This is a genomic window from Protofrankia sp. Cas8, assembly GCF_963555845.1.
In the GTDB taxonomy this organism is placed as follows: domain Bacteria; phylum Actinomycetota; class Actinomycetes; order Frankiales; family Frankiaceae; genus Protofrankia.
Genome location: NZ_CAUVXI010000013.1, coordinates 1 through 26,330, shown reverse-complemented (window position 1 = coordinate 26,330; position 26,330 = coordinate 1). Strand labels below are relative to the sequence as shown.

Below are 26,330 nucleotides of genomic sequence, written 5' to 3'. Positions count from 1 at the left end.
TCGGCACACCCATCAGACGATTCGAACATATGTTCAGAATAAGTGTCTGGTCCGACATTTCCACCCCGCCGGGCGATCAGGAATTCTCAGCCGACCTGGCAGTTGGGTGTCTGATGCCCGTGACCATGACCGGAACGGCACGACGGGGCGAGCAACGGTGTGGACGACGGTTGGGCGGAGGGCAGCAACACGGTCATGCCCGGTACCGGTGGCGACGACTGGGCCGCAGCGGCCGGCGTCGTGGCCGGCTGCGCTGAGACCGAAGGCGGCTCTGCGGACCGAACCGCGGCCCCCGCGTGGGAGACCGGGCTGCTAGCGGGCACGGTCACAGCCGGCACAGCCCCACCCGCTGTGATGGAGGGTCCAGCATCCGCCGACGCCGGTAACCGCGGTTGGTCGTCGATCGCCTCGGGGCGCTCTGAGCGCACGCCGGCAACCGGGTGGTCCGCCGCGTCATCCGGACGGTGACCCGCCGCCATGACAACGATGCCGAGAACCGCGCCAAGCCCGCACAGGCCCACGGCCACCTTGGCGCCCGCCCGCCAGCCGCCGCCGGTGGCCGGCGGCAACCGTCGATGTCGGATGGGCGTGCCCGCCGCGGTCTCGACCACGGACGGCCGATCAGATCCAGGGTCGCCGTCCCAGGGAAGCAGCGTCCAGCCGCCCCCCACCGCCAGCGGTCCGGTGTGTTCGGACAGCTCCGCGTCTGCGGACAGCTCCGCGCCTTCTAACAGCTCCGTGCCTTCTAACAGCTCCGCGCCTTCGGACACGAACGCACCTACTTCCACCCTGACCCGACGGCAGCGATGGAACAATATGACCAGGCTGACACCGCAGCACACTTGACCCACCGCAAACTCGGAACACAGCGGCCCAGCTCAGCTCAGTCTCCGCAGACGGGTGGGTCAGCGGCGCGGGCGATGGCCAGGCGGGTGAAGTCTGCGACGGCCAGCGTTTCACCGCGGGCGGACGGGTCTACACCGGCGGCGCGCGCAAGGCGTTCGACCGCTGCGGCCGAGCCCGCCCAACCGGAAAGCGCCGTCCGCAGGGTCTTGCGGCGCTGCGCGAACGCCGCGTCCACCGCGGCAAAAACAGACCCGCGCAGCGCCGGCGGACCCGGGGGCTCACGCCGGGTGAACGCCACCAGGGACGAGTCGACGTTCGGCTGTGGCCAGAAGACCGCGCGCGGCACCGCGCCGGCCGGACGTGCGCAGGCGTACCAGGCGACCTTCACACTCGGCACGCCGTACACCCGTCCACCCGGCGCCGCGGTCAGCCGGTCGGCGACCTCGGCCTGCACCATGACCAACCCGCGCCCGACCGACGGGAACCGTTCGAGCACCCCGAGCAGGAGCGGCACGGCAACGTTGTACGGCAGGTTCGCGGCGAGGACATCCGGCGGGTCGCCGGGGAGGTCCGCGGGCACGAGGCGCAGCCCGTCGGCGGCCACGACGGTCAGCCGGGACGCTGCGGCCGGGCCGAGCCGGGTCACCGCCGTTGCCGGCAGGGCCTCGGCGAGCAGTGTGTCCACCTCGACCGCGACGACACGACGTGCGACCGCGATCAGCCCGAGAGTCAACGAACCAAGTCCCGGGCCGATCTCCAGGACCGTCTCATCGGGCCCGACCGCGGCGAGGCGTACCAGGCGGCGGACGGTGTTCGGGTCGACGAGGAAGTTCTGGCCCCGCCGTTTGGTCGGTCGCACGCCCAGCTCACCGACGATGGCACGCACGTCCACCGGCGTCAGCAGCCCGTCGACCCCGATGCGAGCCTCCCGGGCGGTACCAGCGTCACGGGCAGCGGCGTGGCGGGCAGCGGCGTCACGGGCAACAGCATCACGGCCTACCAGGGCCCGAACATCCGCTCGGACGTGGCGGCGACCGCCGAGGCCAGGGTGTCGACGTCCTCGCCGCGGGCGGCGGCGATCGCCCGCAACGTCAGCGGTACCAGGTACGGGCTGTTCGGCCGGCCCCGCCACGGCTCCGGCGTCAGGAACGGCGCGTCGGTCTCGACGAGCAGCAGGTCACGAGGTGCGACGGCAGCGGCGTCCCGCAGGCTGCCCGCATTTCTGAACGTCACATTGCCGGCGAATGACATCACGTAACCGGAAGTTGCGCAGATCTTCGCCATGCCGGCGTCGCCCGAAAAGGCATGGAAGACCACCCGATCAGGCGCTCCCTCCTCGGCCAGGATCCGCAGCGTGTCGTCATGCGCCTCCCGATCATGAATCATGAGGGTGCGGCCGGTCTGCTTCGCGATCGCGATGTGACGGCGAAAGCTATCCTGCTGGGCGGCGTGCCGCTCGGGCGGCGTGCGGTAGTAGTCCAGACCGGTCTCGCCGACCGCCCGCACCTTCGGCAGCGTGGCCAACTCGGCGATCTGGGCGAACGTCTGTTCGTCGACGCCGTCGGCGGCGTCGTTCGGGTGGATCGCGACAGCCGCGTACACGTCCGGATGCTCCGCCGCGACCCGCGCCTGCCAACGACTGGTCTCCAGGTCGATCCCCACGCTGACCATCCGGCGGATACCGACAGCACGCGCCGCGGCAACAGCGTGCGCCACATCGCCACCCATGATGTCAAGATGGCAGTGGCTGTCGACTACCTCGACCGACAGCGGCTCCGGCGGCCGCGGCGGCTCGCCACGGCGGCCGGCATCGCGTGCTCCGGCATCGCGTGCTCCGGCATCCCGTGCCATTCGCCGGCCACCTGCCCTTCCGTTCCGCCGCCGTCCCGCCCCCATGCGCCAAGGGGTGGCCCACGCCAGATCCTACGGACGGCCTCCATCTGGCCGGAGGTGTCGTGACCCTGTCCCGCTATGACCGGGGTGTCGCCGACTCATCACCTGGTAAACAGATACCGATGTCCTCACCGCTCACCGTCGCCCTCGTGACGCCACTGACCGGCCCGGCGGCCGCCCATGGTCTGGCCGCGTTGCGTGCCGCCACGCTGTGGGCACGCGACGAGCACCTGCCACCGGCGTGGGACGAGATCAACGTCACCGCATACGACGCCCACCCGCACCCGGGCGCGGCAACGCGGTCCGCCGCGGCCGCCAACCCTGACGCCATCTTCGGCCCGCACGGACCGCAGGCCGCCCTCGCGGCCTGCGCCGCGACCGACCGGGTGCTGTTCAACATCGCGGCACCGTCGACGCGCTTCGTCCGGCAGGCCGTCCCGAACATCATCAACATGGCCGCGCCGCAGGCCACCTGGACGCGCGGAGTGCTCGCTGCGGTACGTTCCGCCGACCGCCGAGCACGTAGGCTCGCAGTAATGGTGGCTGCCGGCGACTGGGCGTTGGAAATCGTTTCCGTGACGCGCGCCGCAGCGGCAGCCCGGAACTTCGACGTCACATCCAGTGTCTTTCGCCCGGGGCAGGCGGGGGCCGCGGCACGCCGGCTCCCGGCGGCGGACGTCCTGATCGTCCAGGCTGACCCCGACGATGAGGCAGCCGCCGCCGAGATCCTCCTGCGCAGACCGTGGCGGGCCGCCGCGTTCTCAACCGCCGGGCACGACGATGCCCTGGCCACCCTGGGTGATCGGCGTGACGGGCTGCTGGGGCCGCGTGCCTGGTCGCCGCAGCTGCCCGCTGCGGCCGGCACCGGCCCGAGCGTGTCGGAGTTCGTGAGCCGTTACCGGCAGATGCACGACCAGCCGCCGGCGGCGACAGCAGCGGTCGCGTTCGCCGCCGGGCTGATTCTCGGGCGGTGCGTGCGAATGCTCGACCAGGTCGACGGCTCCCTGCTCGACGACGCCGCGGTACTGGCCACGGCATATGCGCTGGACACGTCCACCGTGCTGGGTCGCTTTCGCCTCGACCCCGCCACCGGGCTACAGGTCGGGCATCAGGGTCATCTGGTGCAGTGGCAGGACGGTGTCGCCGCCACGGTCTGGCCACCCGACCGCTTGCGGGCCCCGCTGCACTACCCGCGCCGCCGCGGCGGGCAGCCGTGGCCCGAAGCCGCGTGACACCGGTGAAAGTGGGGCAGCGGCGCTCCCGAATCATGATCATTCTCGGTACGGTCGCTGTGGTGTTCCTCACGGCGAGCGCACGGCTGTTCGTCTGGCCGACAACCGACGCCCCGACGCAGGTCGACGCGATCGTGATGTACGCGGGAAGCCCTGGGCGGCTGGCCAAGGCAGTCGAACTCGCCCGATCCGGGTATGCGCCGATGCTCGCCGTGTCAAACCCCTACGGCCAGGACCGCTGTCCGGTCGCGGTCCCCGACGTGCGGGTGATCTGCTTCCGGCCGGACCCGCTCACCACCCAGGGCGAAGCCCGGATGACCGCGGCGCTCGCCGCCCGCTACAACTGGCGGTCCGTCCTGGTCGTCGTGGGGACCCCGCAGGGCACCAGGGCACGGCTGCGGCTGGACCGCTGCTATGACGGACGTGCCCTGTTCGCCACCGCGTCGCCGCGGTGGTACGCCTGGCCATACATGATCAGCTACGAGTGGGCCGCAACGGTGAAGGCGCTGACCATCCAGCGCAGCTGCTGAATCGCGGCGGGCAGGCGACACCCAGCGGGACCGCCCCGCTACCGGGCTTTGGCCGCGACCACGGCGTCGTAGACGGCGCGGCGCGGTACGCCGTGAGCCACCGCCACCGCCGCGATGGCCTCCTTGCGGGGTGTCCCGCCGGCCTCGTGCCCCGCGACCTCGGCTGCGAGTGTCACGGCGAAGGCCGCCGCGGCCGGCGTCCCGGCAACCATTGCCCGAGCGGGTGGGGACGGTGGCGGCGCACCCGCCACCACCAGAGTGATCTCTCCGCGGATGTCCCGGCCGTGCGCCCATTCGCACAGGCCGGCAAGATCGACCCGGACGATCTCCTCCCAGGTTTTGGTCAGTTCCCGGCACAGCACGCCCATGCGATCCCCCCCAAAGGCCGCGCTAAGATCCTCCAGTGTCGCGGGCAACCGGTGTGGAGCCTCCAGGATGACCAGAGTGCGTCGCTCCCCGGCGAGCTCGGCCAGGCGTGACCGACGTTCGCCGTGCTTGCGCGGCAGAAAACCCTCGAACACCCAGCGGTCCGTGGGCAGCCCGCTGACCGCGAGCGCGGCGGTCACCGCGGACGGGCCGGGGACGACCGTGACCGACACCCCGGCCGCGACGGCGACGGCCACCACCCGGAAGCCCGGATCCGAGACAGCAGGCATGCCTGCGTCCGTGATGAGCGCCACCGTGGCGCCGGCACGCAACTGGGCGAGCAGGAAGTCCGCACGGGACGCCTCGTTCGCGTCGAAGCAGGAGACAACCCGCCCGGAGATGGTGACCCCGAGTGCGGCGGTCAGCCGACGCAGCCGGCGGGTGTCCTCGGCGGCGACGATGTCGGCGCTCGCGAGGATTTCGCCAAGCCGCGGGCTGGCATCGCGGACATCACCGATCGGCGCACCGCACAGCACCAGAGTCCCGGACACCCGCCGAGTGTGCCAGGAGCCACGACCTACATTGATGCGGTGGCGGTGACAGCGACTTATCCGACCCTGGGCGGCGAGGGCACGCAGGCCCCCGCGGTCGCCCTGACCCACGACGACGGCGGCCGGCCGCCGTCCGACCGGCTGGTGGCGCCGATGCCGACCGACCGACTGGCCGGCTGGCTCGCGTCGCTCGCGCTTGCCGCGGTGGCCGGCGTCCTGAGGTTCTGGCAGCTCACCGAGCCGCGTGGCATCTACTTCGACGAGGTCTACTACACCCACGACGCCTATAGCCTGATGACGCACGGCTATGAGCTGAGCGACATCAAGAGCGGGTGCAACGGCCCCGGCTTCGTCGTCCACCCGCCGCTGGGCAAGTGGCTGATGGCCGCCTCCGAATGGCTCTTCGGCTACACCGACTGCGCCGGGGTCCGGCACGGCAACCCCGAGCTGGGATGGCGCTTCGCCTCCGCAGTCGCGGGGACGCTCGCGGTGCTCGTCATCGCCCGTACTGCCCGGCGGATGTTCCGCTCGACTCTGCTCGGCTGCTTCGCCGGGCTCCTGCTCGCCTTCGACGGGCTGGAGTTCGTCCAGAGCCGGATCGGGATCCTCGACATCTTCCTGATGACCGGTCTCGTGCTGGCGCTGGCCTGTCTGGTTCTCGACCGGGACGACGGCCGCGCCCGACTTGCGGCCCGGCTGGCGGCCAACCGGGCGAAGGCCGAGGCAGCTGAGGACGGGACGGGGCGCCCGGCCCTAGCAGGCGCCGGCCCGCCCTCGGCCCTAGCAGGCACCGGCCCGCACTCGGCCCTGACGGGCAGCGGCCCGTGGCTCGGCGCACGCCCGTGGCGGCTGGCCTGCGGGCTGTGTCTGGGTGCGGCCATGGGGGTGAAATGGAGTGCCCTCTACACCCTCGTCGGGTTCGCCGCGCTTGCCTTCGCCTGGGACGTGGGTGCGCGCCGGACCGCGGGTGCGCGCCGGCCGATCCTGGCCGCGCTGGCCCGGGACACCCCGATCTGGGCGGTGAGCTTTCTCGTCCTGCCGGTGGTGACGTTCTTCGCGACGTGGACCGGCTGGTTCGTCACCGACGGTGGCTACAACCGACACCAATTCGGTAACGGCGCGTGGGCAGCGCTGCGCGGCTGGTGGGACTACCAGATGCTGATCTACCAGTTCCACGAGCACCTCGACGCCTCGCATCCCTACGCGTCCAAGCCACTGAGCTGGCTGGTGCTGGGCCGCCCGGTCGCCTACTACTACGGCGCACCCAAAATCGGCGAATCCGGCTGTAGCGCCCAGGCCGGCTGCTCCCGGGAGATTCTGGCGATCGGCAACCCGGCGATCTGGTGGCTCGGCACCCTCGCTCTGCTCGGTGTCCTCGCGCTGTGGGCGAGCCGCCGTGACTGGCGGGCGGCCCTCGTCCTGGTCGGCTTCGGCACGTCGTTCCTGCCGTGGCTCGCATTCCCCAGCCGGACGATGTTCCTGTTCTACGCTCTGCCGCTGCTGCCGTTCCTCGTGCTCGGCCTGACCGCCCTAGCAGGTGTCGCGCTGGGCCCCAGAACCGCTTCGGAGACGCGTCGCCTGGTCGGGTCGCTGGTGGTCGGCGTCTATGCGATCATCGTCGTCCTGTTGTTCGTCTACTTCTATCCGATCATGGCAGCGCAGGTGATCCCGACCTCGGCATGGCGGATCCGGATGTGGTTCCCAGGCTGGATCTGACCGCCACCCGACGCCCGTCAGGTCGCCCCGCGCGCGTCGTCCGATGGAGTGGATGGAATGGTACCGAACTCTGCGGATCTGCAACCGTACGGTCCGCAGTTGGTTCAGCCCGAACGCCCCCGCCAGCGGCAGGCAGACCAGGGTCGGCAGCATGTAACGGTAGTCGAACACCGCGGTCGCGCAGGGCACCACCAGCAGGGCGAGCCCCATCGCGACCAACAGCAGACAGTCGTGGCGTGCCCGGACGGAACCATAACCGGAGGCGACCATCGACGCCAGGACACCGACCAGCGCGCAGGCGCCGAGCAGCGGGCCTGGCATGAAGCCGAACGACTGGTATCCCCGCAGCAGACCACCCAGCAGCGGATCATAACGGCGGGGCACGGCCGCGCCGCCGACGTCCCACAGCACCAGGTCGATGTGCCAGCGTGGATCAACCCGCCCGGACGGGAACCGCCAGCTCCCGAGATACCAGTCCGGTGGCTCGGCGTGACGCGACGGGGAGAAGTAGTGCGCGACGTCATGTGCCACCAGCGTGGCGTACTGGTGGGGCTGCGCCACGATCACTTTGATCGCGAAGTGTCGGAACAACGCATTGGTCTGCGCGTCGAACGCCCGAAAGCGGTACCGCGGGCTGGCGCGGTCCCAGTCGTAGAAATTGGGCCCGGGCCGCTCGTCGGCTGGATGCGGAGAGCACAGCGGGATCTCGCCCTGCGTCACCTCGAAACGGGCGCAGTCCGCGAACGGCGCGACCCGGCCCCAGAGGAACATCCCGTCGACATTCTGCAGCGCAAAACTCCCCTGCGCGGCGGCGAACCAGGCCGCGTAGGCCAGCAGCGGTGCTGCCCAGCACAGGACGAATGCGAGCAGCCGTCGGATCCCGGCCTTGCGGGCGAGCAGGTAGACGGCGGCGAGCAACCCCAGCACCAGCGCCACCGAACGGGTGAGGGTGGCCGCGGCCAGCAGGATGCCGGCGCCGGCGGACATGGCGACGGTCGGGCGTGCGCGGCACAGCAGCACGACGATCGCCGCGGCCAGCAGGGTGGCGAACAGCGTCTCGGCCATGACCATCTGCTCGATGTCCACCTGATAGGCATCCAGCAGAACAGGCGCGGCAGCCGACGCCGCGAGCCACCGGGGTAACCCACGCCGCAGCGACAGGTAGTACAGCGCGGCACCGATACCGAGACCTAACAGGTGCGCGACGGCAGGAACCACCACCAACGACGGTGACCACGCGAACAGGCGCAGGAACGCGGAGTACCCGAACGGCCGGACCGGATCCGGGCTGAGCTCGCGGGCGTACCGCAGGTAGGAATACGAGTCGCCGTAGAACTCCAACGCCGGCCAGTAGGCGGCGAGCGCCGCGAGCCGCAGCAGGCTACCGCCCGCCACCAGCACCGCGAACAGGCGGTGCCGGGCGCATAACCGACTCGTCTGCCGCCACAGCGCCGGCCAACCCACGTCATCGGCCGGTCATGCAGCGGCCGGTCATGCAGCGGCCGGTCATGCAGCGGCCGGTCATGCAGCGGCCCGTCACGGCACCGGCCGGGTCGCCACGCACAACACCGACTGTCCGAACGGCACCCGGATCCGCCGTTCGACACATCGGCTGATCGGCACGATGACCCGGTCGTACAGGCGTACCAGCCGAGGGTCCGCGCTGCGCTGGCCCGCCCGCCGGACAGCCGCCCACCAGGCGATGCCGCCCAGCAGGTTCACGGGATGCACCCGCTCGACGCGCAGGCCGGCCAGTTCCACCGGCCGCCGCAGGGTGGCTGGCGTGTAGCGACGGAAATGACCGACCATGCGGTCGAACTCGCCGTACAGCGCCGGATAGGCCGGCACCCACAGCACGATGCGACCGCCGGGAATCACCAGGCGGGACAGCCGTCGCAGTGCGGCCACGTCGTCTTCGATGTGCTCCAGGACGTTCATCATGATCAATGTGTCAACCGGACGCACCGCGGGCACCAACGCCGCGGCCCGTTCGGCCCCGGACCGACTGGCCCCGGACCGACTGGCTCCGGACCGACTGGCCCCCGGCCGGCCAGCCCTGGACCGACCGGCGACGTCGAGCGTGACCACGTCGACATCCGCGCGCCCGGCAAAGCGGGCACTCAGTGTCCGTAGACACAACGGATCAGTATCCGAGACGATGAGATGATCATAACCGTGCAGGCCCGCGGCGAAGTCTCCAAGACCCGACCCGACCTCCAGAATGCGCCGGCCGCAGTACGGCGAGACGAGGTCGAGTTCGAAACGCCGGTAGTTGACCGCGTCCGCGCCACCCAGATGATTCTCCAGTACCCGCGGGTCTACGCCGGCGGAAACGGGGATCAGCGTCGGCTCACCGGCCAGCACCGCGGTCATGTCGAGCCCGCTGCGGCGGATCCGGGGCGACCCACGGTCAGTAGATGCAGGAAGAAGGAGGCGAAGACGCTCTGCGCACCGAGCACCATCAACGTCATGGCCAGCAGAGCCGGTCGCAGTTCGTCAATCGGGCCGAGACCAGCGGCGATCCAGCGAGCGAGAACGACCGCGTCGATTACCAACCCGATGACAAACAGCAGGAGGCCGGCCGCGAGGCCGCGCTCGAGGGTAAACCGCCGGTCCACCCAGGCGAGCAGGCGGCGCGGACGCTGAGCCCAGCCCAGGCCGCGGTTGTAGGCATCGGCGAAGAGCCCGAGGAGCACCACCTGCCAACCGAGGATGGCAACCATCGCGAACAACACGCAGAAATGAACGTCGAAGCGGTGAAAGCCGACGTCGAGGGCGCCGGGCAAGAGTACGAGCTGCCCGGCGACGCCAAGCCCCAGCAACGCCAGCCCCGGGCCGACGAACAGGTGACGAGGTGCGAGTGGCAACATGAAACGCAGGTGCCGCCAGCCGTCCCGAAGCGACCGTAACTTGGACGCACCGACCCGGGGATGATATGTGATCGGCACTTCTTCGACCCGCAGATCGGCCCGGGCAGCCGAAATGATCAACTCGGAGGCGAGCTCCATTCCTTCGCACCGCGGATCCATCCGCTCATACGCGCCGCGGGTGAACGCACGCATCCCGGAATGGGCATCGGACGAAGCGAGACCGAAGATCCGGTTGAGGATCCCGGTCAGCACCGGATTACCCAGATAGCGATGGGACCACGACATCGCACCAGGCATGATCCTGCCGGTGAAGCGGGAGCCGAGAACGTAGTCGGCGCGGCCGATCCGCAACGGCTCGACGAGCACAGGAAGTTCCGAAAAATCATATGAATCGTCGGAGTCACCCATTACCAGATAGCGACCGCGAGCGGCCGCGAATCCGGTGAGGTACGCGTTTCCATAGCCGCGTCGGGGCTCCGTCAGGACACGCGCGCCGGCCGAGCATGCGACCGCTACCGAGTCGTCCGTCGAGCCGTTGTCGACGACGATCACCTCTCCGCCGAGACCGGCCGCGGCAAGGCCCGCGAACGCCTTGGCAACGCAGGCCCCGACCGACGCCTCCTCGTTGAGGCACGGCATCACCACGGAAATCTCGACGGAAACCTCTGCGGGGATCTCTACGGCGCCGCGTCCGGTGCCGGTACCGACTGGGTCCGTCCGGCCGTGTCCAGCGATCGCAACCGCGGCTGGCCGGGCCGTCAAGGCCGCCCGATTCTCAGTCACCCAGCCTCCCGAGATGATCGACAATGGATACCATCGGTGACAGTACTGATACTTAAGGCGAAACAGCGGCAACGGTGACCCGCGGGTCTGTCACGTTGGGTAAAATTTTTAGAACCTTCCGTAAAATTATTCACCGAAGCCCGAGAGCGCAGGCCGAGCCCGCCGGGGGGTACCTGTCGGCGCGATGGCACGATCGGGGATCGTGGAGCACCAACCGCGGCCACTCGCGGCCGACGCAGGAGGAAAGGAACCACCATGGCGGATGTGTCGGTACGCTTCGCGATGACCGATGACAGCGAGATCGTGCTCAACCTGTCGCTCACGCAGGCGATCCGACTGACCGAAGCCATCGCGTCCAAGGTCAGTCAGGCGATGACCGAGCAGCCGCCCCGGGGGAGCCTCAACGGCAGCTCCTATGGCGGCCCAGCCGTGCGCCCAGGCCCTTATTCCACGTCGTGACGGCGACCCACATCACCGCGAAGCGGGTTGTGGATGGGGACGGTGGCGCCAGCCACAGGCCCTAGCCGGTCAGCTGGGCGATAAGAGCACGCAGCAGTTCGAGGTCGCGCCGGCGGATCTCCGCCGGCGAACGACTGTCGACGCTCTCCGGCGCGAGTGACGCGCGGACTCTGCGCAGTTTGTCCCGCAGATCCGCAAGCTCGTGGGGAGGCAGCAGACCCTCGCGCAGCAGCAGCACGATGTGCCCGCCGTGCTCGACGATGTCGATGGAACCCTGCATGGGCAGGGTGACGACGCGGATACCGATCGGCTCCTGCTGATCGTAGACCATGAACAGGCGGTCCTCGGCGATGATTTCAGCCGTGCCGTCGTCCCAGAGCACCGTTGCTCGGGCCGCGCTCGGCGGTACCCAGCCGGCTGTCTCGACCCGCACCCCGTCCTCTTCGCCCAGCCCGGACTCGCGCCGTGGTGCCGCGTGCACCGCCAGGACGGTTCCGCACCGCGACCAGACTCCGCCACCAAGATCATCCGCCGGGGATACCCGGTCACCGGTGGCGAACATAACGAGACCGCCTCGGCCATCGGGGGCCGTTGGTCTCTGCGCCGGCATGGCGTGATCGTAGGGTGATATGGGTGGTGGCCGACACAGGCGCCCGTCTACGCCCCTCTGCGCCCGTCGCTTCGGGGGACGGGGCACACCCGCTGTCACAGATCTATGCCTCTCCGGCGCCGGCGGCCCGACCATGCATAACCCGACACTTCACGGAGTTGATGCCCGCGAGCCATGGGGTGGACGTACGTTCGCGGAATCGCTGGAACGGACGATCCTTTGGCACCCACCCGGAGGCCACCAATGCGCGACACCGGTTATCCCCCCATCGAGGAACACGCGGTCATCGGCGATTTGCGCACGGTAGCACTCGTCGCGACTGACGGCACCATCGACTGGTACTGCCCGCAGCGCTTCGACAGCCCATCGGTGTTCGCGAGCCTGCTCGACTCCGAACGCGGCGGAGCGTTCCGCATCCACTGTCCCGGTTCCCGTGCCAAGCAGCTCTACCTACCGGACTCCAACGTGCTGATGACGCGTTTCCTCGCGCCGCAGGCCGTCGGAGAGGTCGTCGACTTCATGGTCCCGGTCGACAGCGACATCACCGAGGCCCCGCACGTGATCGTCCGCCAGGCCCGGGCTGTCCGTGGGCGAGCCGAGTTCTCCCTACGCTGCCACCCGCGCTTCGACTATGGGCGCGCATCGCATACGGTTACGATTGTTGACGGTCAGGGAGCTGTGTTCGACTCCCCCGTCGGAACCCTCACCCTACGCACCTGCGTACCTCTTGTCGCCGACGATCACGGCGTCACCGCGACATTCGCGCTTGACACCGGTGAAACCGCGGACGTCGTCCTGGAATGGAACACGCCCATCCGCCCGCTCGTGGAAGGTGAGGCGGACCGCCTGTTCAACCGCACCCTCACCTACTGGCAGACGTGGCTGCGCCGCAGCCGGTACCACGGACGCTGGCGGGAGATGGTGAACCGTTCTGCGCTCGTTCTCAAACTGCTCGTTTACCGGCCGACCGGGGCGCTGGTCGCCGCGCCGACCACATCCCTGCCGGAGGAACTCGGCGGCATCCGAAACTGGGACTACCGCTATACCTGGATCCGCGACGCCGCGTTCACCACATACGCTCTGATGACGCTCGGGTTCACCGACGAGGCCGCAGCTTTCATGGACTGGCTGGAACAGCGCTGCCACGAGGCGCCGGCCGGCAAAGGCCTGCACGTCCTCTACAGCGTAGACGGCAACGCCGATCTTGACGAGATCGTGCTCGAGCATCTGCGCGGCTACCGCGACTCGAAACCGGTACGGATCGGTAACGGCGCCGCCGGCCAGCTCCAGCTCGACATATACGGCGAGCTCATGGACTCGGTCTACCTGTACAACAAACTCGCCGCACCGATTTCCTTCCAGCTGTGGGAGGCGCTTTCCCGCCAGCTGGACTGGCTCGCCAAACACTGGGAGGAACCGGATGAAGGTATCTGGGAGACGCGTGGCGGCCGGCAACGCTTCACCTATTCAGCCTTGATGACCTGGGTGGCCTTTGAACGTGCGTGTCGGATATCCCGCCAGCGCGGGCTGCCCGGCCCCACGAACGAATGGAAGGATTATGCCGGCCGCGCGTACCGTTTCGTTCAGAACGCGGCATGGGATCCGGCCCGCGGCGCATACATGGAACATCCCGGGTCAGCCAGGCTGGACGCCTCCCTGTTGTGCATGCCGCTGGTCAAGTTCGCCGGACCCACCGACCCGCGCTTCCTGTCAACCCTCGACCGCGTCGGTGAGGACCTCGTCAGCGACAGTCTGGTACGCCGTTACGCCGCCGACGGCAGCGACGGTCTGCACGGGGACGAAGGCACGTTCAACCTGTGCTCGTTCTGGTACGTCGAAGCGCTCACCCGCGCGGGCCGGGTGACCGAGGCTCGGCTGGTGTTCGAGAAGATGCTCACCTACGCCAACCACGTCGGCCTGTATGCCGAGGAGATCGGACCGTCCGGCGAGGCCCTGGGAAACTTCCCACAGGCGTTCACCCATCTCGCCCTGATCAGTGCGGCCGTCCACCTGGACCGGACCCTCGGCTGACTCCGAAATCCTCCGGCGGTGGCCCGGCGGTGGCCCGGCGGTGGCCCGGCGGTGGCCCGGCGGTGGCCCGGCGATGCCCCGGGCCACCGCTGAACGACACAACAGACGACACAACAGCGGTGGGTGCCCGCATGTCGGCTGGAAGACGACATGTTGCTGACGGGTGCCGGATCCACCGGCAGGATGGGTGGGTACATCCGGCCCACCAGGGCTGAGCCAGGGACGCTGCAGGGACGATGGACGAGGGGCGCGACGATGGCGGGACTTGACCGTTTCCGGGTCGAGGTGGTGACCGGACGCGGAGCCGAGACCGGGGTGGTGGTCCGTCTGCCGGGAGTCCTTGTCGTCGCCCGCGCCGGGCGTCCCGAGACTCACGAGGTAGCCAAGACGCTGCTGGCGATGTGCGCCGAGGTCGCCGGTGACTCGGGGCCGGCGTCGACTACGGGCCGACGGCTGGTACGCCGGGTTGCGGGGCTGCTCGCGGACGCCGACCCGGACGCCGTACCCGACTTCACCCTGCTGGCCGGGGTGGGTGACCGTCTGGCCGCGCTGATCCACGGCTCGATGGAGCTGGCCGCCTACGGGCCGACCCCACTTGCCCTGTCCGGCGCCGAGTCGGCCACCTGGGTGGACCGCCTCCTACCCGCCGAGGTCGGTCGACTTGACATCGGGCCGGTTGGCACAGTTGGGCCCGGCGGCATCGTCGGCGCCGTGAGCGAGCCGACGCGCGAAGCCTTCCCGCTGGACCTGCGAATCGGCGCCGTACCCGGTATCGGAGCGTCACTGGTGATCTCCGACTCGCCAATACCGGTCGTGCCCAGGGGGGCAGAGGAGGACTTCCTGGCTGAAATCGGCGGGCCGCGCGACCCGATGACCTCGGCGGAGCCGATCCCGTCGTCGGGTGCTGGAGCGGGGGCAGGGTCTTCCCCCGAGTCCATGTCGCCGATGTCGCCGATGTCGTCGATGTCCACGGCGCCACCGGCGCTGGCCCCACTCAACAGCCAGGACATCGCGCAAGGGGCGCACTGGCCCAAGAGCGGACAGCCCACCCAGGCCGCGGACTTCGCCGCGCTCACGGCCGCCGATGGCGACCCGCCGACCGAACTCGCAGGCCGGGACTCGGCGGCCGCCCGGATGGAGGACACCGAGAGCGAGGCGCTTACCGAACTGCCCGGCCGCGGTCTCGATGTCGCCGACCTGTTCGACGACCAGGACGCCCCGACCATGCTGCCCGGCCAGTCCGAAGCGCAGGTCGAGGGAATCCTCTGCACCAACGACCACTTCAACCACCCCGACGCGCCCTACTGCACCGAATGCGGACTGTCGCTGGCCCGGCAGACCGGCAATCCGGTCTGGGGCCCCCGACCGACGATCGGGGTGATCCTCCTCGACGACGGCACCGAGGTCCACGTCGATACCAACCTGGTGATCGGCCGGCAGCCCGACCGGGACGAGGCGGTACAGGCGGGTCGCGCCCGCCCGCTGATGCTCGAGGACGGCGAGAGTGCGGTGTCCCGGGTCCACGCGGTCATCACGCTCAGCGGGTGGGACGCGGTCATCGCCGACCAGGGCTCGGCGAACGGCACCTACATCGCGCCGCCCGAGGCGACAGTGTGGACACCGCTGAACCCGCACGACCCGGCTCCGCTTGTCCCCGGCACCCGGGTCCAGGTGGGCAAGCGGACGTTCGTGTTCAACCCGCCGATGCAGGGCTGAGCGCAGCGTGGCCACCGAGAGGCCCGAGGTGGGCGGCGACGACACAGGCGGCGACGACACAGGCGGCGCCCGGACGGCGCGGCTACGGCGAGCCTCCCGCTGGGTGCCGCTGGTGCTGGCCCTGGTGGTCGCCCTGTTGGCCGCAGGCGCAGGCCTGCGCGGGCTTGTCGACCAGGCTCCCGGCGAGGGTTCCGTGGACGCCGGGTTCGCCCGCGACATGTCCGCCCATCATGCCCAGGCCGTCCAGATAGCAATGGTCGAGTTCCGCGGGGGCGCCGACATGACACAACGTGGTGTCGCCGAGGACGTTGCGCTCACCCAACAGCGGGAAATCGGCATCATGTCGGCGTGGCTGACCCAGTGGGGCCTGGCGCAGATCTCAACCGACCCGCCGATGGGCTGGATGCGATCCGTGCACCTGGCGAGCCATGACAGCTCCGGGCATGACAGCTCCGGGCATGACGCTTCCGGGCATGACGGGGCAACCACGAATTCTACGCGGATGCCCGGAATGGCCACCGACGCAGAACTGGGCCAGCTGTCGCAGGCCTCCGGGCGGGAGCTGGACACCCTCTTCCTCGCCCTCATGATCCGCCATCACCGTGGCGGGCTCACGATGGCGCAGGAGGCCGCGGCTCGCGCACAGGAGCCCGATGTGCGGGCACTGGCCCGGGCGATGGTCATCAACCAGGCGATCGAAATCGACCAGATGGAGGCCGACCTGCACGCCATGGGAGCTCCCCCGGCCTGATGCGGACTTGGAGTGCCCGGAACGAGGACACCTCGGGCGTACCGTAGGCGGCTGTGACCACAGCCCACCCGGATACCCGAGCTTTCCCCGAGGCGGTGGCGGGGCTTCACCGCCTTGCGGACCATCTCGGCCGCGCATGACCGCGCATCGGCCGCCGGAGCTGGTCGGCCGCACGGCGCTGGTGACCGGCGCGTCCAGCGGGATCGGACACGCCATCGCCGTGCGGCTCGCCGTCGCGGGCGCGTCGGTCATCGCGACCGGCCGGGACCAGCCCGCGCTGGACGCGCTGGCCGCGCAGGCGGGCGGCCACGGAGCCGAGATCCACCTCCACCGGGCGGACATCACCGACACCGATGCCCGGGCCGAGCTCGCCGAGGCTGTCCGCCGGCAGTTCGGCGGCCTGTCCATCCTGATCCACTCGGCTGGTGCCTATCAACGTTCGCCCATGGCGGACGCGGACATCAGCGACCTTGACCACCAGTACGCGGTGAACGTCCGTGCGCCCTACGCCCTCACCCAGCTCCTGCTCCCGGATCTGCTGTGCGCCGGCCGACGCTGCGGCGGGGACGTCATCTTCGTCAACTCGACCCAGGGCATCTCCGCCAGCCCGAAGATCGGCCAGTATGCCGCCACCAAGCACGCGCTGCGCGCGATCGCGGACAGCCTGCGCGCAGAGGTGGCCGACGCCGACGTCCGCGTGTGCACGATGCTTCCGGGCCGGACGGCGACCGCCATGCAGCGCCGGGTGCTCCAGGCCGAGGGCCGGCCCTGGGCGCCAGACGCGCTCATGGCGCCGCAGGACGTCGCCGAGATGGTGACGGCGGTGCTCGCGCTGCCCATCCACACAACCGTCACCGAGGTCGTGATGCGCCCGACGCGCATGCTGCCGCCCGGGTAAGAGTGCCCGGCATTGCGGACGTCCCAGATGATCAGACGTCGGCGGGGACAAGATCCGCGAGCAGGGCGCGGACCCTGGCATCGATGTCGTCGCGGATGGGTCGGGCCAGCGCGAAGATGACAAGCAGCAGGCCCGCGGTCGCCACGACCTCCGACAGCAGGTGTGGTCCGGACGCCCGGTGATGGGTGGAGATCGATACCGCCGGCAGGTCGAACATCAGGTTGGCGAGCAGCATGCTGCCGACCGCCTCCGCCGCGAGCCGCCGTGCCAGCGGCGGGGTCTGCCCGGCGGTCACGGGGCGGGGGTGATGACGGTCAACAGCTCGCCAGCATCCGCATCCACATCCACATCCACATCCGAGACGTTCAGTGCCAGTTGCACCCGGCTCGCCATCATGACCAAACTCCAGACATCGACAAACATCTATATCTCGATGGTGTCGAGCGTGCCCCAGCCATAGACGGCTGTCAATAGCCGAGGCATGCTGAAGTCATGACCGCGACCAGCATCCGTTTCGGGACGGAGGCATCCGCGAATGCGGACTGGGCCTGCGCCACCCCGCTCTCGCGCGAACCCCTCTCCGCCGAGGCGGCCGCCCAGCTCGCCGGTGTCCTCAAGGCCATCGCCGACCCCACCCGGCTGCGGCTGCTCTCCTTGATCTACGCCCATGCCGGCGGTGAGGCGTGCGTGTGCGAGCTGACCGAACCACTGGGACTGACCCAGCCCACGATCAGCCACCACCTCAAGGTGCTCGTAGACGCCGGCCTACTCACCCGTGACAAACGCGGGGTGTGGTCCTATTACCAGGCCGTTCCCGCACGGTTGGCCGCTCTCGGCAGTCTGATTACGCCGGGTGAGGATCCCGCGGGTGGCACGCTATCCGGCTGAACTCGCCGAGCCGCCCGCCATAACGGGATTGCCCTGACGGCGGCGGGTGCGCGAGAATGATCGCGATCGAACATCCGGTGCCACGAGGCTCTGGACGCCCCACCATGGGCGTGGCGTACCGTGACACCACTATCGGACCATGGAAGTCGACGCGTTTCCGGGGGGTGCAGCCGTGCCGGGAACGACGCCACCGCCCGTGTCGGGCGCTGTCGTGGCTCCGCTGCGGCCGGACGACCCCCGCGAGCTCGGACCGTACCGCGTCGCAGGCCGCCTCGGGCAGGGCGGGATGGGTGCCGTCTTCCTCGCCTCCCGCCCCGACGCTTCCGGCCAGGACGGCCAGTGGGTAGCGATCAAGGTGATCCGCCCGGATCTCGCCGAACACCCCGAGTTCCGCGCCCGGTTCCGGCGTGAGGCCGAAAGCGCCCGCAAGGTGAAGCGCTTCGCGACCGCGGCCGTACTCGACGCCGACCCCGACGGCCCCCAGCCCTACCTTGTCACCGAATACGTCGAGGGACCGACGCTGTCGAGGATGGTCAGCGCCCGCGGCCCGCTGCGACCCGCCGACCTTGAACATCTCGCACTGAGCGTAGCAACGGCACTGAGCGCCATCCACAATGCCGGCATCATCCACCGCGACCTGACCCCGGCCAACGTGCTGCTGTCACCGGTCGGCCCCAAAGTGATCGACTTCGGGCTCGCCCGGTCGGCAAGCATTCTGACCAACATCAGCCATGTCGGCGCACAACCGATCGGCACACCCGCCTACATGGCGCCCGAGCAAATCCTCGACGAGGGCGTCACGTCAGCCGTGGACGTGTTCGCCTGGGGAAGCGTGGTCATCTTCGCCGGGACCGGCCATCCGGCATGGGGCGAAGGACCTACCGAAGTGATCCTCTATCGGATCATCCACGACGAGCCACGCCTTCTTGGTATCCCCGACGACCTGCGCGAACTGGTCGCCCGCGCGATGCGCAAGGATCCAGCCGAACGCCCGAGTGCGGACGCGCTGCGGGCCGTCCTGACGGGCAGCCTGGACCCCGCGAGCCTGGGCGGACCCGAAACGACCCGACGATCGACGGGACGGCTGCGCAAAGGATCCGCGGGGGGCGGTCGATCGCGCCGACGCCTGGCGCTCCCGCAGCGTGATTCGGCGGCGGCGCCAGCGCCGGCAGACGGCGGTGGCACCGTGGGGCTCGTCCCATCGGTACCGCCGGTACCGCCGCGACCGCCGCGACCGGTATCGGTCTCGCCGGTACCGGTCTCGCCGTACCCCGCGGTATCGCCGTACCCCGCGGTATCGCCGGCGCCGGCGGGGTCCATGCCAGCCGGATCAATGCCAGCCCGACCAATGGCCGCCCCCGTGACGCCCGCCCCACGCCGCCGGCGCCTGGGCCGACGCGGGCTTGTCCTGCTCAGCTGTCTCACGGCGGCGGTTGCGACGGCGTCCGTCCTGGCCGTCGCAACCGCAGGCCGAAACAGCGGTCCGACGGGCGTGGACCGAGCCGCGGTATCCCGGCAGCTTGCCGGCAACGCGGACACACAGCGTCAGCGCGACCCAGAGCTGGCCGGCCAACTCGCCGTCGCCGCATACCGGATCGCCCCGACGACCCAGGCACGGCGCGCCATGGTCGCGTCATTCGTCGCGTCATCCGCGGTGTCGCTGCCACAACGCGGCGCGACGGTGATCGATGTCGCCTGGGACGCCCGTGGCCGGACCCTCGCCGAGGTCGACGCCGACGGCCGGGTCCGGCTGTGGGATCTCAGCGACCGCGGCAAGCCGACCCTGGCCGCCGAACTCAGCCCGGCGGTGACCGGGCCGGCAAGCGGTGTCGCGCTGAGCGCGGACAGCCGCAGCCTCGCGGTCGGCGGCGGCGACAACACCGCCCGGCTCTGGGCCGACCGGACCTGGGAGACCGGGGGAACCGGCGGAACCGGTGCTGCCGGCGGGGTCAGCCGGCTCGACGGTCATATCAGCCCGGTGGTCCGGCTCGTGTTCGACACCTCCGGCAGACTGCTGGTGACGGTGGGTGCGGACGGAACGGTCGGGCTGTGGGACATCAGCGATCCGCGACATCCGACATCGCTCACATTTCTGACCAACCGCAGCGGGCTGGTGACCGACATCGCACTGCGCCCGGACGGTCGGCTTCTCGCCACCGCTGCCGTGAACGAAACCGTGCGGCTATGGGATCTGACCGACCCGGCGCAGCCCCACCAGGTCGCCACCATGACCGGACACATCGGTGCGGTGGTAACGGTGGCCTTCAGTCAGGATGGACGTGCCGCGGTAACCGGTGGTGACGATCATACGGTGCGGCTGTGGGATCTGACGGACCCCGTCAAACCGCGGGCGACGGCCATCCTGAGCGCCCACGACGATCGCGTGACCGGCGCAGCCTTCGGCGCGGACGGTCTGCTGGTGTCCGCCGGCGCCGACGGCGCCATCGTGTTCTGGGACGCCACCGCGAAACCCGTCGAACTGACCCGGCTCGTCGACCGGAACAAGGCCGTCAGCCGACTTGCGGTGTCGGGAGACGGTTACGCGTTCGCGGCCGGCGGCTCCAACGGCGATCTACGGGTGCTGTCGACCGGTCCGGACACGCTTGCCCGGACCGCCTGCGCGGATCCCCGCTTCCGACTCAGCCGCGAGCGGTGGACGCAGTGGGCTCCGCAGGTTCCCTACTCCGACCCCTGCCCGCAATAGCCCCCGCGACGATGAGGGCCTGCTTTCTGGATCTTCACTGGTATCGCCCCCACCCATATCCAGGAAGCAGGCCCTAGGGGGAGGTTGAGAAGTATCGTTCGATCAGCGCACGGGCCGTCCGCGCCCGGCCGGCAAGGCGGAAGAGGCCGGGATAGTGATCTTCTATCCGGGCGCTTTTTGGAAACGATGTGAATCTGGTGTTGTGGTAGGAGCATCAGATTCACATCGTTAAAAGCGACCGGCAATAGGGGACGCGGCGTCGCGGGGCCGCCTGGCGCCGGCACGTACCCCATCCACCGACGAAGAGTGACTGTCGGCCGTGCCAGCCGGGCGAATACGCGACGGTTGAATACGCGACGGTTGAATACGGGATCCTGTCAGTCCGACGCCCCACGTCGGACACAGTCATGTTGTGACCGGGCCGACCCCCGCAGTGAGCTTCTCAGCAAGGTTGATGTTGCCTGTCGTCGTCTCGTCGTTACGCGGCACCTCGTGGGACCTGAACGCGATGTCCTTGCCGTTACGCACATAGAAGTTGACAAATGCGGCGGTGGCCGGCTTACGCAGGGCCTCTTTGCTCACATACAGGTAGAGCGGTTTGCACAGCGGGATATAGGTGCCGGTCCCGGCGGACACCACCGAGGGCGACACACAGCCGCTGCCATTGTCGAGCTCCAGGCCGCGAATCTTGTTGCCGTAGGTCTCGAACGTCGGGAAGTCGAGGAAGCCCAGTGCGTCCTTGTTCTGGGCGACGTTCTGCGCCACGGCTTCCAGCTCAACCGCGCGGTACCCACGGACGTTGTCGCTCGCCCCGTTCACCTCGTTGTTGAAAACCTGGCCGTGGACGGACGTCGGAGCCGGGCCGAACAACTCCACCGGCTCGTTCGGGAAGCTCGGATCGATCTGATTCCAGCTGGTGACTGTCGACCCCTTCTTCCAGACGTTTGTGAGCTGGCTGAGCGTCAGACACCGCGCCCAGGTGTTCGCCGGATTCACGATGACCGGCAGCGTGTTGTGGGCGATCTCGAACTCGGCGACCCGGTCGGCGCAGCCAGGATCGCCCTTGAACGCGGTGTTCAATGCGAAGGAGGCCCCGGCTATGTCAATCTTGCCCTGGCACAGCCGCGTGAAGCCGTCGTCGGTGGACGTCGATTCGACGCGGACCGCAACGCCGCTCTGTTGCCGGCGGAACAGCGCGTAGGCAGTTTCTGTGATCGGTGCGACCTCGCTGGAACCGGAGGCGAGGACGACGTTGTCGGGGCGGACCGACGCCTCGCTCGGCGCGGCCACCGTCTGGACCGGGTCCACCGCGAACAGCGACGCCGAGGGGACCGGGGTACCTGACCCACTGTTGTCGGCGGTCACGACGATTCCGGCCGTTGTAGCCGTGATCAGGACGAGCACCGTGGCCGCCACCGAGACGATTCCCCGTCGGGTGCCGACAAAGCCGGTGAACGCGCGCCTTTTCGTCCGACGGGCCGCGTGGGCCGCGTGGGCCGCGTGGGCCGGTTCGACCGAGGTGACCGGGACCGGCGCTGCGTTCCCGGCCCGCGGCACGCTGATCGTGGGCGGCATGCTCGGCGACGGCCGGGCTCCCCCGGGCCAGCTGCTCGAAATCGGCGGAACTGACCGCACCGGCGGACCTGACGGTGGAAGCATCTGCGAACCCGGCGGGACACTCAACGCCGGCGGGACACTCAATGCCGGCGGCGCAATGATCACCGTCTGGAGTGGGGGCGCGGTCTGGTGCGCGCCCTGCGCGGCAATGAGCGCCGCACCGAGGGCAACATCGCCGGGCGAGCCGACCTCCTGCCGTCCGATGCCGGGGAATGCCTCGGTGAGGACCCGGCCAACCAGGGGAATCCGGCTCGAGCCGCCGAGCAGGAGCAACATTGACAGGTCCGCGGACGTCGCCGGAACCGAACGAAGTGCGCGCTCGAACACCCGGACCGTGTCGTCCACCATCGGTCGGATAAGGGCCTCGAACTCGTCGCGGGTCAACCGCACGGATTCCGGCATGGCATCGCGGCCGGCCTGGGGCAGACCCAGCGATGACAGGTCAACCGGAATATCAACCACGTCGTCCTCGGAGAGAATCTCCTTTGCCTGGGCGCACTCATACCGTAACCGGCGCAGAGCCGTGGCCGTCGCGGGATTCGTGTCGTCAAGACCGGACGCGGTGTCACCAAACATGCGCAGGACATAGGCGAGCAGGATCTCATCGATGTCCATGCCACCGGCGCGGGTGATCCCAGCCGGGGTACCGGCAATCTGGAATCCGGCGGGCATCGCGGCCAGCACCGCGGCCTCGAAGGAGCCCGCGCCCAGGTCGTAGATGCCCATGAATGCCCCGGGGGTCGCCGCTCCCCGACGATTGAGCAGCGCGCCGACAGCGTCGGCAGCGGAGCACACCGTGATGGGGACTGCGGCATCGACCTGGCCGACGGCTTCGGTGAACAGATCGCACCGAAACTGCGACCAGCTGGCCGGATGAGCGACGACCACGTGATCAGGCGGTGCCTTGCGCAGCCGGGTGGCCGCGGCGACGACCCAGCCGAGCAGACGTGCCACCAGTGCCTGGGGGGTATAGGCAGCGTCACCGAGCAGGATGGGCGTCGGATCACCCACCTGTCGCGGGAAGCCGCGGGCGGCCCGGCCCGGATCGGCGGCCGCGCGGCGTTGCGCCGCCCGGCCGACCTGTATCTCACCGCCGGGCGCGGCGTAGAGGACGGTCGGAATGTCGGTTCCGCCGCCGATCGCCAGCACCTGTGGCCAACCGTCGTCGGCCACAGCGACCACGGTGTTGGCCGAGCCCAGGTCGACTCCCACCTGATATCCCACAACGCCCCCGAACATCGGCCACGATGCTGATCAAGAGCAGGACCAGCACGCCGATCAACGTGCCCACGATCAACTTATCCGCCCGGATTATAGGCGCAATATCCGCGTCTTACTACATCCACATACCGTCGATCAGCACGTTGTCGCCCCGGCAGCGCGATCACGCAATATGGATCATGACCAAGGAGTGCGGGGCGCCACGGACGACCGGCATCGGACCCTCCCGCGCCCAAGCCGTCACACCCCGCCACCACAAAAAAGCTACTGGTCAACAATTTGTTGACCGTCCCCGTATATTCATACATTCAATCGATCCATAGATAAAAACAATCGTGCGCACCCGGCAGAGTTTTTTCGCTGAACCCTTCTTCATTGATTAATCCTTTGTTAACGATTTTCGATGCGTTTACCACCCGGACAGCACGCGATGCTGAAATCCGAGAAGCACTGAGGTGGCCAGCTCGCCCCCGTCAGGGCCGACCACGGCCGGTCGGCGGGGAAGGCCGTCCTGCACACCATTCCGTAGGTAGACCATTCGAGTCTTGGAGGGGGCTATGGATTCTATTGATTCGATCAACCCGAGCCTGGCACGCCGCGGTTTTCTCGTGGTGTCCGGGCTGTCCGCGGCCGGAATCGCGACCGCGTCGCTGCCGGCCGCGCGGATAAGTGCACCGAAGATCAAAAGCTACCCCTTCACGCTGGGCGTGGCGTCGGGAGAGCCGACGTCACACGGTGTCGTCCTGTGGACCAGGCTCGCTCCGTCACCGCTTGACCCCGACGGCGGCATGCCCAACGCCAACTACAAGGTCCGGTGGATGGTCGCCGACGACGAGGCCATGACCCACGTGGTCCGCACCGGCACGGCAACCGCCACGCCCGAGTGGGCGCACAGCCTCCACATCGAGGTCGAGGGCCTGCTCCCGGCGTGGGACTACTACTACGCGTTCGAGATTGACGGCTACCGCAGCCCCATCGGGCATACCCGCCTCGCTCCGGGCGCGGGTTGGAACATCCCCGCGATGAAGATCGCCCACGTCTCCTGCCAGAACTTCGAAGAGGGCTACTACCGGGCCTACCGGGACATCGCCGAGCAGGACCTGGACATCGTCTTCCACCTCGGTGACTACATCTACGAATCCAAGCCGAAGCCCGGACGGTCCCGGCTGCACGCCAATCTGGAGCCGTACGACCTCGCCGGCTACCGGGTGCGCCTTTCCCAGTACAAGACGGACCCCGACCTCCAGGCCGCGCACGCCGCCCACCCGTGGGCGGTGACCTGGGACGACCACGAGGTCGACAACGACTACACCTTCCAGACGAATCAGGACAACAGCCCGCAGGACGCGTTCCTGGTGCGTCGCAATGCCGCCTACCAGGCGTACTGGGAGAACATGCCGCTGCCGAACAAGGTCCGCCAGGACTACCGGCTGTACCGCCGGCTGCGTTACGGCAAGCTGGCCGAGTTCAGCGTCCTTGACACCCGCCAGTATCGCGACGCGCACGCATGCGACGACAACGGCGTGAGCAGCGGCCAGTTCGTCAACTGCACCGAGAACCAGGAGCCGACCCGTAGCATCCTGAGCGCGCCACAGCGTGACTGGCTGCTGAAGGGATTCACCAACGCCAAGACGCTGTGGAACGTCTTCCCCCAGCAGATCCTGATGGCCCAGCTGGACATCGATCCCAGTCCGACGGTCCAGTACTGGAGCGAGTTCTGGGACAGCTACGCGGCCGAGCGCCGCACCGTCCTGCAGGGCATGTACGACAGCAAGCTGTCCAACCCGGTAGTCCTGACCGGCGACATCCACGCGTTCCTGATCAACGACCTGCACACCGACTTCCGCGACCCGAACTCGCCCGTGGTCGCGACCGAGCTGGTCGGCACGTCGATCAGCACCGTGCTACCCATCCCGTTCCCGACGATCATCGGGAAGGCGATCCCCGACAACCCGCACATCAAGATGTTCGACTCCGACTACCGTGGGTACATCCTGTCCACGATCACCCAGGAAGACTGGACCGCCGAGCTTCGGGCGGTGCGGGACTTCACCAAGCAGGACTCCGAGATGTTCCTGCACAGCAAGTGGGTCATCGAGGACGGCACGCCGGGTGCTGTGAAGGCCTGATCGCCGACGTGTAATCACAGATCGACGATCGACGAGGTCGGTGCGCTGACACCGGCTTCGTCGATCACCTGGTAGACCGGGTCCTGACCGGACCCGGTCAGGACCCGGCGACTCCGGCGCCGCTGGGCCGGGCGAACGGCGCCAACCGTGTCACCAGACCGCGTACCTCGGCCGCGGCTGCGGCTATCGTCTCCTCGGGCCTGCCAGGGGACACCCCCTCCAGCACCACCTCGAGAGCGGACAGTCGCTCGACGACCTCGGTCAGCAGATCGAAGTCCCGGACCCTGGCCCGGGCAAGCTCGGCGACCCGCTCGTTCTTCTCGAACAGCTCAACGAACACCGTGACCTTTGCGCGCAGCAACCACGGGTCGAACGGCTTGGCAATGTAGTCGACCGCACCGACCGCGTAACCGCGGAAGGCGTGGTGCGGCTCCCGGTCGATCGCGGTGAGGAAGATGATCGGGGTGTCCCGCGTCCGACCTCGCTGCTTGATCCGATGCGCAGTCTCGAAGCCATCCA

21 protein-coding genes and 1 pseudogene are annotated in these 26,330 nt (G+C 69.0%); 11 read left to right on the top strand and 11 right to left on the bottom strand.

What is annotated here, in order from left to right; all coding sequences use genetic code 11:
* Nucleotides 1–86: 86 nt before the first annotated feature.
* The 3 genes from U9977_RS04175 to U9977_RS04165 form a co-directional block, all read right to left on the bottom strand.
* On the bottom strand, nt 87–770 hold the full coding sequence (locus U9977_RS04175) for a hypothetical protein (protein ID WP_322747824.1): 684 nt from the start codon (nt 768–770) through the stop codon (nt 87–89).
* 113 nt (nt 771–883) lie between these two features.
* On the bottom strand, nt 884–1,747 hold the full coding sequence (gene rsmA, locus U9977_RS04170; protein ID WP_416210468.1) for a 16S rRNA (adenine(1518)-N(6)/adenine(1519)-N(6))-dimethyltransferase RsmA: 864 nt from the start codon (nt 1,745–1,747) through the stop codon (nt 884–886).
* Between the two features lie 95 nt (nt 1,748–1,842).
* The gene (locus U9977_RS04165) at nt 1,843–2,697 is read right to left on the bottom strand and encodes a TatD family hydrolase (protein WP_322747823.1); all 855 of its coding nucleotides are present in this window, start codon (nt 2,695–2,697) and stop codon (nt 1,843–1,845) included.
* Between the two features lie 164 nt (nt 2,698–2,861).
* On the opposite strand from U9977_RS04165, the gene U9977_RS04160 reads away from it, so the two are divergent.
* The gene (locus U9977_RS04160) at nt 2,862–3,971 is read left to right on the top strand and encodes an ABC transporter substrate-binding protein (protein WP_322747822.1); all 1,110 of its coding nucleotides are present in this window, start codon (nt 2,862–2,864) and stop codon (nt 3,969–3,971) included.
* 5 nt (nt 3,972–3,976) lie between these two features.
* On the top strand, nt 3,977–4,501 hold the full coding sequence (locus tag U9977_RS04155) for a YdcF family protein (protein ID WP_322747821.1): 525 nt from the start codon (nt 3,977–3,979) through the stop codon (nt 4,499–4,501).
* Between the two features lie 38 nt (nt 4,502–4,539).
* Here the strand turns inward: U9977_RS04155 and rsmI are convergent, their stop codons facing one another.
* Nucleotides 4,540–5,418: a 16S rRNA (cytidine(1402)-2'-O)-methyltransferase gene (rsmI, locus tag U9977_RS04150; protein ID WP_322747820.1), complete on the bottom strand. Its 879-nt coding sequence runs from the start codon at nt 5,416–5,418 to the stop codon at nt 4,540–4,542.
* A gap of 153 nt (nt 5,419–5,571) precedes the next feature.
* Between rsmI and U9977_RS04145 the strand changes: the two genes are divergently transcribed.
* Nucleotides 5,572–7,134: a dolichyl-phosphate-mannose--protein mannosyltransferase gene (locus U9977_RS04145; protein ID WP_416210467.1), complete on the top strand. Its 1,563-nt coding sequence runs from the start codon at nt 5,572–5,574 to the stop codon at nt 7,132–7,134.
* Nucleotides 7,135–8,670: 1,536 nt separating this feature from the next.
* On the opposite strand, the gene U9977_RS04140 is transcribed toward U9977_RS04145, so the two are convergent.
* Both U9977_RS04140 and U9977_RS04135 read right to left on the bottom strand, forming a co-directional pair.
* Nucleotides 8,671–9,507, bottom strand: coding sequence for a class I SAM-dependent methyltransferase (locus U9977_RS04140; RefSeq protein ID WP_322747819.1), 837 nt, complete (start codon nt 9,505–9,507; stop codon nt 8,671–8,673).
* Complete coding sequence (locus U9977_RS04135; RefSeq protein WP_322747818.1) at nt 9,504–10,787, bottom strand: glycosyltransferase family 2 protein; 1,284 nt, start codon at nt 10,785–10,787, stop codon at nt 9,504–9,506. The genes U9977_RS04140 and U9977_RS04135 overlap by 4 nt, the downstream gene beginning before the upstream one ends.
* 255 nt (nt 10,788–11,042) lie before the next feature.
* On the opposite strand from U9977_RS04135, the gene U9977_RS04130 reads away from it, so the two are divergent.
* Complete coding sequence (locus tag U9977_RS04130; protein ID WP_131745275.1) at nt 11,043–11,246, top strand: hypothetical protein; 204 nt, start codon at nt 11,043–11,045, stop codon at nt 11,244–11,246.
* Between the two features lie 61 nt (nt 11,247–11,307).
* On the opposite strand, the gene U9977_RS04125 is transcribed toward U9977_RS04130, so the two are convergent.
* On the bottom strand, nt 11,308–11,808 hold the full coding sequence (locus tag U9977_RS04125; RefSeq protein WP_322747817.1) for a hypothetical protein: 501 nt from the start codon (nt 11,806–11,808) through the stop codon (nt 11,308–11,310).
* A 291-nt stretch (nt 11,809–12,099) separates the two neighbouring features.
* Between U9977_RS04125 and U9977_RS04120 the strand changes: the two genes are divergently transcribed.
* The 4 genes from U9977_RS04120 (at nt 12,100) to U9977_RS04105 (ending at nt 17,252) form a co-directional block, all read left to right on the top strand.
* Nucleotides 12,100–13,887 carry a glycoside hydrolase family 15 protein gene (locus tag U9977_RS04120; RefSeq protein ID WP_322747816.1) on the top strand — a complete coding sequence of 596 codons (1,788 nt, stop codon included), beginning with the start codon at nt 12,100–12,102 and terminating at the stop codon, nt 13,885–13,887.
* A gap of 255 nt (nt 13,888–14,142) precedes the next feature.
* A complete protein-coding gene (locus tag U9977_RS04115; RefSeq protein WP_322747815.1) occupies nt 14,143–15,603 on the top strand; it encodes an FHA domain-containing protein in 1,461 nt (486 codons plus the stop codon).
* Nucleotides 15,604–15,610: 7 nt separating this feature from the next.
* On the top strand, nt 15,611–16,354 hold the full coding sequence (locus tag U9977_RS04110) for a DUF305 domain-containing protein (RefSeq protein ID WP_322747814.1): 744 nt from the start codon (nt 15,611–15,613) through the stop codon (nt 16,352–16,354).
* 136 nt (nt 16,355–16,490) lie between these two features.
* Nucleotides 16,491–17,252 carry an SDR family oxidoreductase gene (locus U9977_RS04105; protein ID WP_322747813.1) on the top strand — a complete coding sequence of 254 codons (762 nt, stop codon included), beginning with the start codon at nt 16,491–16,493 and terminating at the stop codon, nt 17,250–17,252.
* 85 nt (nt 17,253–17,337) lie between these two features.
* On the opposite strand, the pseudogene U9977_RS04100 reads toward U9977_RS04105, so the two are convergent.
* A pseudogene (locus U9977_RS04100) lies at nt 17,338–17,487 on the bottom strand (aquaporin family protein); the annotation flags it as partial.
* A gap of 56 nt (nt 17,488–17,543) precedes the next feature.
* Entirely contained in the window at nt 17,544–17,675 is a 132-nt protein-coding gene (locus U9977_RS04095) for a hypothetical protein (RefSeq protein WP_322747812.1), read from the bottom strand.
* A gap of 69 nt (nt 17,676–17,744) precedes the next feature.
* On the opposite strand from U9977_RS04095, the gene U9977_RS04090 reads away from it, so the two are divergent.
* Both U9977_RS04090 and U9977_RS04085 read left to right on the top strand, forming a co-directional pair.
* Nucleotides 17,745–18,140, top strand: coding sequence for a metalloregulator ArsR/SmtB family transcription factor (locus U9977_RS04090; protein WP_322747811.1), 396 nt, complete (start codon nt 17,745–17,747; stop codon nt 18,138–18,140).
* A 172-nt stretch (nt 18,141–18,312) separates the two neighbouring features.
* Nucleotides 18,313–20,844 carry a serine/threonine-protein kinase gene (locus U9977_RS04085; protein ID WP_322747810.1) on the top strand — a complete coding sequence of 844 codons (2,532 nt, stop codon included), beginning with the start codon at nt 18,313–18,315 and terminating at the stop codon, nt 20,842–20,844.
* Between the two features lie 405 nt (nt 20,845–21,249).
* Here the strand turns inward: U9977_RS04085 and U9977_RS04080 are convergent, their stop codons facing one another.
* Nucleotides 21,250–23,700 carry an Hsp70 family protein gene (locus U9977_RS04080; protein ID WP_322747809.1) on the bottom strand — a complete coding sequence of 817 codons (2,451 nt, stop codon included), beginning with the start codon at nt 23,698–23,700 and terminating at the stop codon, nt 21,250–21,252.
* A gap of 539 nt (nt 23,701–24,239) precedes the next feature.
* On the opposite strand from U9977_RS04080, the gene U9977_RS04075 reads away from it, so the two are divergent.
* Nucleotides 24,240–25,811 (top strand): alkaline phosphatase D family protein, encoded by a 1,572-nt coding sequence (locus U9977_RS04075; protein ID WP_322747808.1) that lies wholly within the window; start codon nt 24,240–24,242, stop codon nt 25,809–25,811.
* A 97-nt stretch (nt 25,812–25,908) separates the two neighbouring features.
* On the opposite strand, the gene U9977_RS04070 is transcribed toward U9977_RS04075, so the two are convergent.
* The coding region (locus U9977_RS04070; protein ID WP_322747807.1) for a response regulator at nt 25,909–26,330 on the bottom strand (422 nt) is incomplete at its 5' end.

Excerpts from the sequence above, each read along its gene's own strand:
- U9977_RS04080 (WP_322747809.1), bottom strand. The coding sequence starts at position 23,700 with ATGTTCGGGGGCGTTGTGGGATATCAGGTGGGAGTCGACCTGGGCTCG.
- U9977_RS04140 (WP_322747819.1), bottom strand. The coding sequence starts at position 9,507 with ATGACCGCGGTGCTGGCCGGTGAGCCGACGCTGATCCCCGTTTCCGCC.
- U9977_RS04165 (WP_322747823.1), bottom strand. The coding sequence starts at position 2,697 with ATGGCACGGGATGCCGGAGCACGCGATGCCGGAGCACGCGATGCCGGC.
- U9977_RS04095 (WP_322747812.1), bottom strand. The coding sequence starts at position 17,675 with ATGTTTGTCGATGTCTGGAGTTTGGTCATGATGGCGAGCCGGGTGCAA.
- U9977_RS04075 (WP_322747808.1), top strand. The coding sequence starts at position 24,240 with ATGGATTCTATTGATTCGATCAACCCGAGCCTGGCACGCCGCGGTTTT.
- U9977_RS04145 (WP_416210467.1), top strand. The coding sequence starts at position 5,572 with ATGCCGACCGACCGACTGGCCGGCTGGCTCGCGTCGCTCGCGCTTGCC.
- U9977_RS04130 (WP_131745275.1), top strand. The coding sequence starts at position 11,043 with ATGGCGGATGTGTCGGTACGCTTCGCGATGACCGATGACAGCGAGATC.
- U9977_RS04105 (WP_322747813.1), top strand. The coding sequence starts at position 16,491 with ATGACCGCGCATCGGCCGCCGGAGCTGGTCGGCCGCACGGCGCTGGTG.
- U9977_RS04160 (WP_322747822.1), top strand. The coding sequence starts at position 2,862 with ATGTCCTCACCGCTCACCGTCGCCCTCGTGACGCCACTGACCGGCCCG.
- U9977_RS04125 (WP_322747817.1), bottom strand. The coding sequence starts at position 11,808 with ATGTTCGCCACCGGTGACCGGGTATCCCCGGCGGATGATCTTGGTGGC.
- U9977_RS04115 (WP_322747815.1), top strand. The coding sequence starts at position 14,143 with ATGGCGGGACTTGACCGTTTCCGGGTCGAGGTGGTGACCGGACGCGGA.
- U9977_RS04090 (WP_322747811.1), top strand. The coding sequence starts at position 17,745 with ATGACCGCGACCAGCATCCGTTTCGGGACGGAGGCATCCGCGAATGCG.
- U9977_RS04120 (WP_322747816.1), top strand. The coding sequence starts at position 12,100 with ATGCGCGACACCGGTTATCCCCCCATCGAGGAACACGCGGTCATCGGC.